The organism is Vibrio sabulosilitoris (assembly GCF_055391395.1).
Genome location: NZ_AP029600.1, coordinates 200,150 through 212,459, shown reverse-complemented (window position 1 = coordinate 212,459; position 12,310 = coordinate 200,150). Strand labels below are relative to the sequence as shown.

Here is a 12,310-nt window from a genome sequence, read left to right as displayed (position 1 = left end):
GAGATGACTGACCGAGAGTCGAGGAGCTTCCACCACCGCCCTCGCCTCTCGCCTCTTCCCCAATCAAACATATTCGCTGTTTGAGATGTTGTTTTTCGCCCAAATCAGGGCTTGAAGACGATTTTTTACCTTGAGCTTTTTGAAGGTGTTGTGCAGATGCGCTTTGACGGTGTTCTCGCTGACGTGAAGGGCCTCTGCAATCTGCGTATTAGATGCACCATCGCCAAGCAGTTTAATCACCTCTTGCTCACGCTTGGTTAAAGTCGCAAAGCTGGGGCTGGTTTTGATCAGGCGCTGCCTATCTCGGTAAAAGTGGATATACTCGGCGAGCAAACGACGACTCATCCATAACTCGCCTTGCAGTATTCGTTTAAAACCGTATACCAATCTCTCGAGAGTATCGGATGCGTAGAATAACCCGACAAGATTTGGCCAATCCAACAACTGGGTATGCGATACATCCTGGGGGGTATTGAGCAAGACCTCTTTGTCACACAAGGCAAGACGCTCTTTAATCGCATCGTACTGCTCAACAAGCTCTTCCGACATCGCTGGGTAGTCAATAATCACCAAGTCCATCGCTTTGATTTGCTGCTGGATTTGCGGTGTCAACAACTGCTCGGGATCGATGAGCTCGATGGCAACCGCGAGATGTTGCTCGATTGAATCCTTGAGCAAACTGGACTGCAGCCCATCACTGGCCACCAGCATTGCCTTAATTTCGGCACTATTTTTGTCCACGACCACATCCCCGTTCTACCCTGTTCGTTTGATGTCCTTTACTTCTTTTGTGCAATTCTGCGTTCGGACCACTTTAAAAGAAGCACAGTCAGCCATCGCAAGGGGAGAGAACGCCATCATTCTGAAAGATTGGAGCATTCTATTTCTACTTATTGATACATATAAGCCAAAAGTAATAAATACTCGTCTCAGACGTTGACTATTATGTCTAGCTATACTGTTAGTTTTTAGTACCTAAGTTTACTCTCAAGGGATCTTAGTAGGCAGACTTTAAAGTTTGCTTGGGCATAGCCACTGGACTCCACCTTCAATTGGAGTAAACTTGGCCGACTTTTGATAACCTGCAGCGTTTTTATGTCTTGCTTTCATCGTTTTCAGCAACCCGTTGACCATCTGGGACTACCAGAGAAATTTACCTTTCCTTTCTTTTATCAGCCGCATCCACTGGCAGTCCAAGCTGCTGCGCAACTTATGCAGATACTCGAGCAGCCCCACTCACCGTTTACTCATCAGTTTGGTCTGAACAATACATCAGGAACAGGCAAAATGTTCGGTGTTCTGGTGGTAAGAAATCGGCAAGGTGAGTTGGGTTTCCTGACTGGATTTTCAGGGAAAATAGACGATAGCAACCACCACCTTGGCTTCGTCCCGCCAGTGTTCGATATGCTCAGTCGTGAAGGCTTCTTTCGCCAAGAGATGGTCGAGATAAATACGGTCACCGCTGCACTTAAGTGCGCCGAGCAAGACATTACCCTGCCCGAACTTAAGCAACAGCTCCATATCATTGAGCAACAAGCAGACAAAGAGATAGAAGCGCTAAGACTCGATACCGTCCAGCGCCGTGCAGAGCGAAAACAATACCGCCAAGCTTCGCTAGAAATGCTGCCACCACTGAGCGCAGAGCGACTTGACGAGCTGAACCAACAACTCGGCAAGCAGAGCGTCGCTGATAAAAATGCCCTCAAGCACCTTAAGGCTCGATGGCAATCGAAAATAGAACAAGTTAGCGACCTGCTTAGCTGTAAACTCTCTGAGATTGAAGAGCTTAAGCAGCAGCGCGCGACTCTATCTAAGCGACTACAGCACCAGTTGTTTCGCCACTATCGGTTCCTTAATGCACGCCTGGAGCAGCGTGATCTCGTAGATATCTTTGCGTCTACCAGCAATCCAGTACCGCCCGCAGGCTCAGGAGAGTGCGCAGCGCCTAAACTGTTGCATTTCGCCTACCAAAATCAGCTTGCGCCGATTGCGCTGGCCGAGTTTTGGTGGGGAAACTCACCAAAATCTGAGATCCGTAAGCACAAACAGTTCTACCCTGCGTGTCAAAGTAAATGCAACCCCATCTTGTCACATATGCTTGAGGGGCTTGAGGTGGATGACAATCCATTGCTCAATAATCCTGCCAAAGATCAAGAGCTCGACATCCTCTACCAAGATGATGCCATCGTGGTGGTCAATAAACCGGCTAATTTCCTCTCGGTGCCGGGTAAGCACATCAAAGACTCGGCGTATACGCGGCTGCAGCAGCAGTTTAGTGATGTTGAGGGGCCTTTCGTGATCCATCGCCTCGATATGGCAACCTCTGGTTTACTAGTTTTTGCCCTGACTCGCCGCGCTAACAAAAGCCTGCAAAAGCAGTTCATCTCACGTTCGGTGAGCAAGCGTTACATCGCTAAGATAGCCGCGACTGTCTCTTCCCAACATGGTGAAATCCATCTGCCAATGCGTGGCGATCCTGATGACCGCCCACGCCAGTTAGTATGCTTTGAGCACGGCAAGCCTGCTCACACCAGTTGGGAAATCAAGCACCAAGATAGTAGCGGCACAACCTTATATTTGTATCCGCACACAGGGCGTACTCATCAGCTCAGGGTCCACTGTGCTCACCAAGATGGTTTTGATAGCCCGATCTTGGGCGATACCCTTTACGGTCAGCATGCAGAACGTCTCTATCTGCATGCTGAAAGCCTGAGCTTTGAGCACCCGTACACCAAGCAAGCGATGCATTTTCAAGTCGATGCTGCTTTCTAGCTGCATGAGCTTTTCTAAGAGGTTAGTTGCAAAAGCCTTTCTGTGAGTAACTTAGCCTAGCGGCTTGAGCTGAAATCCCAGAGTGTGAGACTATACCAGCCTATTACACTAAGCTATTTGTTACTCATGAAACCTCAAGCTGCAATTTTTGATATGGATGGACTCTTGCTCGACACCGAGCAGGTCTGTATGCGTGTCTTTCAAGAGGCGTGCCAAGCGGTCGATGTCCCTTTCCTCAGGGAGGTCTACTTATCGATCATTGGTTGCAATGCCCAGCGCATCAATCAAATCCTAACCGATGGTTACGCCCCTTATATCGACTACCAATTGCTCCACAATGAGTGGCGTAAACGCTACAACGCTGTGGTGTTGCACGAGGCCATCCCGGTGCGTCCCGGCGTGATTGCGATGCTTGATTGGTTGAAGTCTCAAGATATCCCTTGCGCGGTCGCGACCTCGACACAAAAAGAGGTGGCGTTGATCAAACTAGAGCTCGCCGGCTTAACTCACTACTTTGACAACATCACCACAGGGTGTGAGGTCACTCAAAGTAAGCCACAACCGGATATCTACCTGTTGGCGGCCAAGCGATTGGGAATCGCGCCAGAGCAATGTATCGCGTTTGAAGACTCCAATAACGGTGTGAGGGCTGCAGTTGCCGCCAATATGCTCACCTATCAGATCCCAGACCTAGTCGAGCCCTGTACCGAAGTACAAAACCTCGGCCATACTATTGTAAGCTCTATGGATCAGGCCTTGGCAATACTGCATAAAAAACAAGAGGCGGAAGACGAGCTAACCTGCGTTACTGAAATCGACTAGAGAGCTGTGTATTGTAAACTTCGAGACAAAGCATAGTTTTCAACAATTAACAGTGTAAATAGGGGCGAGGCTTGATCACTCCCCTGTTTACACTTAGCAAATGGACCTCACAACAATACCCCTTTGATATCTCCGATTGTCTCTCATTCATTAATTGCAATTCAAAATATAAGCGTCTGATTTAAAATGATTTAACTCCAAAATTGTTACATCAAACTGCCGTCATTTCTTCTCTTCACCAAAGCTACTTTTATCACCTTACTCACTATCATTGCCTCGCCAGTTTTACGCGAAATTAGCCATCAAAAATGACAAAAAAACCAGTCACTTGTTAAACATAGGAAAAATCAGGTTTGATTTCTGTTTTTTATTTTAAGCAACGGTAAACATCCCATTCTCACAGTGTAAAATACGGCATTTTTTCTATGACACAGGTCACATCTTTTTTTTCTATCACTCGTTTCGGAATAAACTGCTGTTAACCTCAAGCCGCTTTGAATGAATCAAAGAAAAAAACTATAGGGAGTGTTCACAATGAATACCAAGCAACCAATGTCGCTTACCAGTCGTGTAATTATCGGTATGATTACCGGTGTATTGACTGGCTTTTTTATCCGAACTTTTCTTGCTGATATCAGCTTTGTTCATGAATACCTTGTCAATGGCCTATTCGAAGTAGGCGGCCAAATCTTTATCTCCAGTTTGCAAATGCTGGTTGTACCACTCATTTTTGTTTCTCTTGTTTGCGGTACCAGCTCACTACAGGACATTACCACCCTTGGCCGTATGGGCGGTAAAACCCTCGCTTTCTACCTGTTCACCACCGCTGTGGCCATTACACTGGCACTGACCATGGGCACCGTGTTCCAGCCGGGCGCTGGCGCTGACCTTGCCGCAGCGAGCACTTTCCAGTCGGCTGAGGCTCCGTCTCTGGGTCAGGTGATCATCAACATGTTCCCGAAAAATCCAATCGCTTCGATGGCGCAGGGTAACACGCTACAGATCATCGTATTCGCAATCCTATTCGGTATTGCCATCAGTGCTGCAGGTGAGCCGGGTAAGCGTATCGCGTCGGTCTTTTCTGATCTTAACGAAGTGATCATGAAGCTGGTTGCGCTGCTGATGAACATCGCTCCGTTTGGTGTGTTCTTCCTCATGGCGAAGCTGTTCACAGGTCTTGGTCTTGATGCTATCTGGAACCTAGCGGGCTACTTCCTAGTGCTAACCTGTACCCTGCTGCTGCACGCACTCGTCACTTACGGCGTACTACTTAAGTCACTGACCGGTCTGAGCCCAATGACCTTCTTACGTAAGATGGAAGATGCGATTATGTTTGCCTTCTCAACGGCATCATCAAACGCAACTATCCCAGTCACGCTGGAAACCGTTAAGAACCGCCTGGGCGTGAAAAACCGCGTAGCGTCGTTCACAGTGCCTCTCGGTGCAACCGTGAACATGGACGGCACTGCCATCATGCAAGGCGTGGCAACCGCTTTTATTGCGCAAGCATTCAATATTGACCTATCCATGGGTGACTACATCACGGTTATCTTGACCGCGACTCTAGCCTCTGTCGGTACCGCGGGTGTTCCAGGTGTCGGCCTGATCATGCTTGCCATGGTTCTTAACCAAGTCGGCCTACCTCTAGAGGGTATTGCACTGATCATGGGTGTTGACCGTCTACTGGATATGATCCGTACTGCAGTCAACATCACAGGTGACAGCGCGGCATCGGTTATCGTTGCAAACTCCGAAGGTGCTCTCGACAAAGAACGCTTCAACGACCCACACGCTGGGGAGAAAGAGGAAGAGGTTCACTTCGTACCTGCTGCGGAGTAATCGCCTGATTTTTCGTTAGTAAAATTGCCCATCGACGCTTTTAGTGTTGGTGGGCTTTTTTATTCCATTCGCGCGGAAGGCGAGAAGCGACAGGGATATCCTTGTAATGTCCGTTTTTTTAGCGGCTAAACCGCGCACGCTTTACGTAGTTCGTTCGACTAATATCAACCTAAGACCCAAGAATAGCCGTCTAACAATCAGAGTCAGCGTTCTCTGATTATATAAATGACTCATCCTCCACGCGCACCACCTCGCCTCTCGACTCTCGCCTCTCTAAGAGAGCGCTTTTAGGCTAGACTTTGCGCTAACATCGCCGTTCCCCCGGAGGAATTAATGAAACCCTATGCCCTGCTTCTGCCGTTGCTGCTCGTATCTCAATCTGTCGCAGCCTCATCGACCAGTTCACTCAATTTGACCCAGTCCGGCGTGGGTTATGCCTGTTTGATCATTTTTGCTATTGCCTATGCTCTGGTGATGCTTGAGGAGTATTTAGAGCTGAGAAAGTCCAAACCTGTGCTGCTTGCTGCCGGTTTGATTTGGGCGATCATTGGCTACGTGTATTCTCAGCATGGTGTGGCGGAGCAGGCGCACTCGGCGCTTGAGCATAACCTGCTTGAATATGCCGAACTACTGCTCTTCCTGCTTGTGGCGATGACCTATATCAATGCGATGGAAGAGCGTAACCTTTTTGATGCCTTGCAGGCTTGGATGGTGGGTAAAGGCTTTAATTTTAAGACTTTATTTTGGCTTACCGGGGTTTTGGCTTTCTTTATTTCGCCGATTGCCGACAACCTAACTACCGCCTTATTGATGTGTGCGGTGGTGATGAAGGTGGCCGGCGATAACAAGCGCTTCGTCAACCTCGCTTGCATCAATATTGTCGTGGCTGCTAATGCTGGTGGGGCGTTCAGTCCATTTGGTGACATCACCACCTTGATGGTTTGGCAAGCCGGTCATGTGGCGTTCTCTGAGTTTATGCCCTTGTTCATCCCATCGGTGGTGAATTATCTACTTCCTGCACTGATCATGTCATTCTTTGTCCCCAAGACTCAACCTAATACGGTTTACCACCAAGTCGAGCTCAAGCGTGGTGCGCGTCGCATCGTCGGCTTATTTATTCTGACTATCGCCACCGCCGTGGCTTTTCACGCCGTTCTGCACTTTCCCCCGGTTATCGGCATGATGATGGGATTGGCGTACCTGCAGTTCTTTGGCTTCTATTTACGTCGAACCCTGCGCGCCTCATTATCACGCAAGGCAGCACAAGCAATTGCCAATCGCGATGATCTGGCGCTTAAACGCCTAGGCTCGGTTGTGCCGTTTGATGTCTTTCGCCGTGTCTCACATGCCGAGTGGGATACCTTGCTGTTTTTCTATGGCGTGGTGATGTGTGTCGGTGGCTTGAGCTTACTTGGTTATCTGGGCTTGGCGTCAGAGATCATGTACACCCAGTGGGATCCTATCTGGGCTAATGTGATGGTGGGTGTGCTTTCTGCGATCGTGGACAATATTCCGGTGATGTTTGCGGTCTTGACCATGGATCCTGCGCTCTCAATGGGCAACTGGCTACTCGTGACCCTAACCGCTGGAGTTGGCGGCAGTTTGCTCTCGATTGGCTCAGCGGCGGGGGTTGCGTTAATGGGAGCAGCCCACGGTCAATATACCTTTTTCGGCCACCTGCGCTGGGCGCCAGTGATCGCCATTGGCTACATTGCCAGCATCCTAGTCCATCTAAGTATGAACAGCTATCTGTTCTAGTTATCTCCATTTGAGGCGTCATAGCGCACAGTGTTCGACGCCAGACAAAACTTTCTGCGAAGTGGCTCTCTTTTTTGCATCTGTACCATTTGCTTGAAATAAAAATGACATTAAGTTCAAACAGATTATATACCCAGACTGCAAGGACGCGGTTTTTGGTACTTGCTCACCAATGCCCAATAATCTCAGTCGGTAATATCAAAAAGTTGGCCGGACATACCCAAGAGTCCCTGTCCGATATAAATAAAAAAGTTACACATTGAGGTCACCATGTCAGAAACTCAGTTTCGCTACGGCAAAAAACGTTTTTACGACAACAAAAAATTCCCACGCGGATTTGCAAAATCAGGCGACTTTACACTTGCTGAAGAGGAACTATTAATCCAATTTGGCGACACCCTGATAGGCTTAGAAAGTGGTGAGCTTGTGCCGCAAAGCAGTGAAGAGCAGCATTTCATTGATATGTTGCAAGACCCTACCCTAGCGAATAGCAAGCTCGAGCGCACTTGGTTGAAGTACATCCGCCTTGCACGCTCTCGCAAGCGCTTTCATACCCTTAACGGTGCGTTTCGCACCAATGCATCCATTTATCCTGCAACAGCGACTGATTCGGTTTCTGAGGAATAAATCATCGAAGAGCGCTGCCAGCAGCGCTCTTTTTTTGTTTGACCAAAAACCACGACTACTTAGCCAGTAACGCGAGTTTTTTTAGGAAACTCTCTTTGAGGTGTGCCTGATCATACTCAAGATGATAGGTATTGTGAAAACCGACGCTAAGCTCTACCCCATTGCCTCGCAGATAGATGGTATAACCGTCGTAATCAGACATTGCTTCAACGCCCTCGTAGATTTTACCATGCTCAGTCGGTGAGCCGTTTTCCATTATCTTCTCGTAGGCATGCAAAATCTTGGTTGAGTCTAATTCGTTTTTCATAAGCCCTCCTTTCCCAACTTGGGCGTTAGACCTATATATAGTATGGTCTATTTACTCGCTCCCGATGTGACCAAGAAAGAATTTTTGAGACTGCATAATTTCACATTCTGAAGCGCTCACTTGCCCAAAGTAAGGCCATTTCTCCCAAGCCCTAACAACCCCAAAAAAGCAACGATGTAATGTACGTAAATCAACATCGAGTAGCTCAATACCAGACCTGTCCTATACTCGAATAACTGCTTCGTATGATATTGAATCTCAAAACAACAAGGTCAATATGGATAACAAAAGTGTATTGGTGCTCTACGCACACCCCTCACAACATCGCTCCGAGGCCAACCGGCCACTGTTTCGCCAAGCCAAACAAACACCCGGCGTCACCACAGTCGATCTTTATGCTGAGTACCCACGTTTCAACATCAATATTGACCGAGAGCAGCAGCGCCTAGTCGATCATGATGTGATCATCTTTCAGTTTCCCCTCTACTGGTACTCCACACCAGCGATCCTCAAAGAGTGGCAGGATCTGGTCTTAGAATACAACTTTGCCTACGGCAAAGAAGGCAAGGCACTCGATGGTAAACTGTTTCTCTGTGCGTTAACCGCGGGCGGGCGACATGACGCCTACCAGCAAGGGGGCTACAACCACTATACAATCAAAGAGCTCCTGCAACCCTTAGAGCAGATGGCTCGCCTTACCTGTATGCAATACTTACCTCCTTTTACCCTGTTTGGTTCACGTACCGCCCAAGAAGAAGGACGGATTGCGGCACATATGCAGCAGTACAAATACCTACTCCAAGGCCTTCTTACCGGCAAAATCAGTGCTGAGAACACCCTAAACCTCGAGACCATCAATCCGTTAGTGGAGCAACTTAGCAAGGAGGAGCAGGCATGACTGGACTGTTTTTACAGGCGTTTGTCTATCTTATTGCAGCGGTAATTGCAGTTCCTTTGGCCAAGCGGCTTGGCCTTGGATCTGTGCTAGGCTATCTCATTGCAGGGGTGGTTATCGGACCTATCATTGGGCTTGTGGGCGAAGAAACAACAACGATTCAGCACTTTGCTGAATTTGGTGTGGTCATGATGCTGTTTCTTGTCGGTCTCGAGCTCGAACCCAAGATGCTCTGGTCGATGCGCAATAGGCTGATTGGCCTGGGTGGTCTGCAGGTCGGTTTGACTGCCGCCGCGGTCACTGGCATTGCCATGCTACTCGGTCAGCCTTGGTCGATAGCCCTGACCATAGGCCTTATCTTTGCGCTTTCTTCAACTGCAATCGTCTTACAAACCTTTAGCGAGAAAGGCTTAACCAAGACCGAGGGTGGCAACAATGCCTTCTCAGTTCTGCTGTTCCAAGATATCGCCGTGATCCCTATGTTGGCGTTTATCCCATTGCTTGCCCTGCCCGAGTTAGTGGCCGCCGCACAATCAGCAGCGGCTCATGCCGCTGACCATCATGAGGAGCTCTCTCTCGTCGCCAATCTGCCCGGCTGGGCCTATGGCCTGGTGATCATCGCCTCGATAGTCACCGTCGTGGTCGGTGGGCATTTCTTAAGTCGTCCTCTGTTTCGCTTTGTCGCCGACTCTGGATTAAGAGAAATCTTCACTGCCACCGCGCTAATGTTAGTCATTGGTATCGCCGCGTTAATGAGCCTAGTTGGGCTGTCCCCTGCGCTTGGCACCTTCCTCGCAGGTGTGGTCCTTGCCAACAGCGAATTCCGCCATGAACTAGAGTCCAATATCGAGCCATTCAAGGGATTGTTACTCGGCTTATTCTTTATCACCGTCGGTGCCGGTATCGACTTCTCAATCCTATTTGGTGAGTTCGCCAGCATTATGTCACTTACCCTCGGTGTGATGCTGCTCAAGGCACTGGTTTTGTTTATCCTTGCGATGATCTTTCGTATCAAAGGCAGTAACCGCTGGCTATTCACCCTCAGCTTGGCCCAAGCGGGTGAATTCGGCTTTGTACTGCTAAGCTTCTCATTACAAAACAATGTCTTGCCTTTCGATTTAGCCCAAACCCTTTCACTGGTGGTCGCGATCTCGATGTTCTTGACCCCAGGGCTGTTTATCCTTTTCGACAAGGTGATTTTGCCGCGCTTTGAAGAGCAATCTAACCAACAAGAAGCCGACAGTATTGATGACCAAGGCACGGTTATCGTTGCAGGCATTGGTCGCTTCGGTCAGATCGTTAATCGGTTGCTAACCACCAATGGGGTCGAAACCGTGGTGCTCGATCACGAAGCGAGTCAAGTCGAAAACATGCGTGCAATTGGCACTAAGACCTTTTATGGTGATGCCACCCGTCCCGATCTGTTGCATACTGCTGGCATTGAGCATGCCAAAGCACTCGTGGTTGCGATTGATGATCGCGAGCGAGCTGTTGAGCTGGTGCATTACGTCAAACACACCTACCCGAGTGTGACGATTATTGCCCGAGCATTCGATCGCGGGCATGGCTACGAGCTCAAAGAAGCAGGCGCCGATATCGTGGAATCTGAGACATTCCACTCAGCGCTGGCTATTGGCGGTAAAGCGCTTGAAACAATTGGCATGCATCCTTTCCTCGCAGAACAACAAAAAGCGACCTATCAACGAGTAGAAAACAACAAGTTTGATATACTCTTCGCCGCTTGGCAGGGCGGCTCTGAGGGCGAGCGCTACGACAACAACTACCTCGAACTCTTCCGCCAAGTAGAAGCACAAATAATCACCGAAATGTCCCATGATCGCAGCGATAAGCACTCACACTCTGAGCGCGGCTGGACACCGCCACCTAAAGGCTACGCCGATCAATTTGATGAATCCGATAATGAACAAAACCAATCGTAACAAACTCGCCAAACAGCTGTACAAAATGACCTGGCCAATGCTGTTTGGCGTGCTCTCTTTAATGAGTTTTCAACTGATCGACAGTGCCTTTATTGGTCAGCTCGGCGTTTTACCTCTTGCCGCACAAGGGTTCACTTTACCCATTCAAATGGTGATTATTGGCCTACAGGTTGGTCTTGGGATCGCAACCACGGCGGTGATCTCAACCGCGCTCGGTGCTGGGCAAACCCGCTATGCCCAGCAGCTAGGAGGGCTGATCATCGTACTGGGTAGTGTTGGAATCGCCTTGTTCGGTGTGATTGCCTATCTGCTACGTGGACCAATTCTCGGGGCATTGAGCGCTCCAGACAGCATTATGCCGATCATCGACAGCTACTGGATTTGGTGGTTAATTAGCTCTTGGACTGGTGCAGTGCTGTATTTTCTCTACAGTCTCTGTCGAGCCAATGGCAACACCTTACTGCCAGGGAGCATGATGATGATCACCAGCTTACTCAATCTGGCGTTAGACCCGATTTTTATTTTCACTCTCGATATGGGCATTAATGGGGCAGCCATCGCGACCATCATCGCCTTTGGCATCGGTATCATCATTGTCTCTCCTCGGGTGATTGCCAAAGAGTGGATGTGTTTTGATTGGCACGATCTCGATGTGAGTAAAAGCATTCGTGCCCTAACCAATATCATGGGTCCAGCGATGATAAGTCAGCTTCTGCCGCCACTCTCTTCAATGTTAGCGACGAAACTGCTGGCGGGCTTTGGCACCGCTGCCGTCGCCGCATGGGCACTGGGCTCGCGTTATGAGTTCTTTGCTATCGTGGTTGTCCTTGCTTTAACTATGTCTATGCCGCCGATGATTGGTCGATTGCGTGGGGCGAATAACTACGCGGAAATACGTGAGCTAACTAAGATAGCGGCCGTATTTATCCTTGTTTTTCAGTTGGTCATTGCCCTCATCACCTATCTAATGGCGGTGCCACTGGCAGACTTGATGACCAGTGAAGAGGGCGGGGTTGAGCAGATCCTGATCTGGCATCTACATATCGTCCCCCTCAGTCTAGGGCCGCTCGGAATCTGCATGTTGATGGTCTCGAGTGCCAATGCAATAGGTCGCTCTTACCGCGCCTTATCTATCTCGGCTTTGCGCCTGTTTGCCTTCTTTTTGCCTTGCCTATGGCTCGGAGCACAATGGGGTGGCATCCAAGGGCTATTTTGCGGTGCGTTTGTCGGCAATATTCTCGCGGGTATCTGTGCGTGGCTAATGTACCAGCAGGCGCTCAATCAGCTTGAGCAACAACAACTGGGGAATGTAGCGCATTAGAGCTGCGCAAAACGCAAAACCGTGCACAG

General features: G+C 49.2%; 10 protein-coding genes. 8 read left to right on the top strand and 2 right to left on the bottom strand.

The features are described from left to right. Positions 1-63: 63 nt before the first annotated feature. Positions 64-741, bottom strand: coding sequence for a LuxR C-terminal-related transcriptional regulator (locus tag ACZ5R2_RS16845; RefSeq protein WP_464903422.1), 678 nt, complete (start codon positions 739-741; stop codon positions 64-66). A gap of 354 nt (positions 742-1,095) precedes the next feature. Here ACZ5R2_RS16845 and ACZ5R2_RS16840 point away from each other — a divergent pair, with 354 nt between their 5' ends. From ACZ5R2_RS16840 to ACZ5R2_RS16820, 5 genes are all read left to right on the top strand, one after another. Continuing rightward, positions 1,096-2,772 (top strand): RluA family pseudouridine synthase, encoded by a 1,677-nt coding sequence (locus tag ACZ5R2_RS16840; protein WP_464903423.1) that lies wholly within the window; start codon positions 1,096-1,098, stop codon positions 2,770-2,772. Between the two features lie 126 nt (positions 2,773-2,898). After that, positions 2,899-3,594 carry an HAD family hydrolase gene (locus tag ACZ5R2_RS16835; RefSeq protein WP_464903424.1) on the top strand — a complete coding sequence of 232 codons (696 nt, stop codon included), beginning with the start codon at positions 2,899-2,901 and terminating at the stop codon, positions 3,592-3,594. Between the two features lie 534 nt (positions 3,595-4,128). Further along, positions 4,129-5,433, top strand: coding sequence for a dicarboxylate/amino acid:cation symporter (locus ACZ5R2_RS16830; protein ID WP_464903425.1), 1,305 nt, complete (start codon positions 4,129-4,131; stop codon positions 5,431-5,433). Positions 5,434-5,766: 333 nt separating this feature from the next. Beyond that, positions 5,767-7,191 (top strand): sodium:proton antiporter NhaD, encoded by a 1,425-nt coding sequence (gene nhaD, locus ACZ5R2_RS16825; RefSeq protein WP_464903426.1) that lies wholly within the window; start codon positions 5,767-5,769, stop codon positions 7,189-7,191. A gap of 270 nt (positions 7,192-7,461) precedes the next feature. After that, a complete protein-coding gene (locus tag ACZ5R2_RS16820) occupies positions 7,462-7,818 on the top strand; it encodes a MaoP family protein (RefSeq protein WP_464903427.1) in 357 nt (118 codons plus the stop codon). 55 nt (positions 7,819-7,873) lie between these two features. On the opposite strand, the gene ACZ5R2_RS16815 is transcribed toward ACZ5R2_RS16820, so the two are convergent. Further along, positions 7,874-8,125, bottom strand: coding sequence for a DUF3081 domain-containing protein (locus ACZ5R2_RS16815; protein ID WP_464903428.1), 252 nt, complete (start codon positions 8,123-8,125; stop codon positions 7,874-7,876). Positions 8,126-8,402: 277 nt separating this feature from the next. On the opposite strand from ACZ5R2_RS16815, the gene ACZ5R2_RS16810 reads away from it, so the two are divergent. Genes ACZ5R2_RS16810 through ACZ5R2_RS16800 form a run of 3 tightly spaced genes read left to right on the top strand, consistent with a single transcriptional unit; the run spans position 8,403 to position 12,281 of the window. Further along, complete coding sequence (locus ACZ5R2_RS16810; RefSeq protein WP_464903429.1) at positions 8,403-9,023, top strand: NAD(P)H-dependent oxidoreductase; 621 nt, start codon at positions 8,403-8,405, stop codon at positions 9,021-9,023. Further along, on the top strand, positions 9,020-10,960 hold the full coding sequence (locus tag ACZ5R2_RS16805) for a monovalent cation:proton antiporter-2 (CPA2) family protein (protein WP_464903430.1): 1,941 nt from the start codon (positions 9,020-9,022) through the stop codon (positions 10,958-10,960). The genes ACZ5R2_RS16810 and ACZ5R2_RS16805 overlap by 4 nt, the downstream gene beginning before the upstream one ends. Next, complete coding sequence (locus ACZ5R2_RS16800; protein WP_464903431.1) at positions 10,941-12,281, top strand: MATE family efflux transporter; 1,341 nt, start codon at positions 10,941-10,943, stop codon at positions 12,279-12,281. The genes ACZ5R2_RS16805 and ACZ5R2_RS16800 overlap by 20 nt, the downstream gene beginning before the upstream one ends. Positions 12,282-12,310 lie beyond the last annotated feature (29 nt).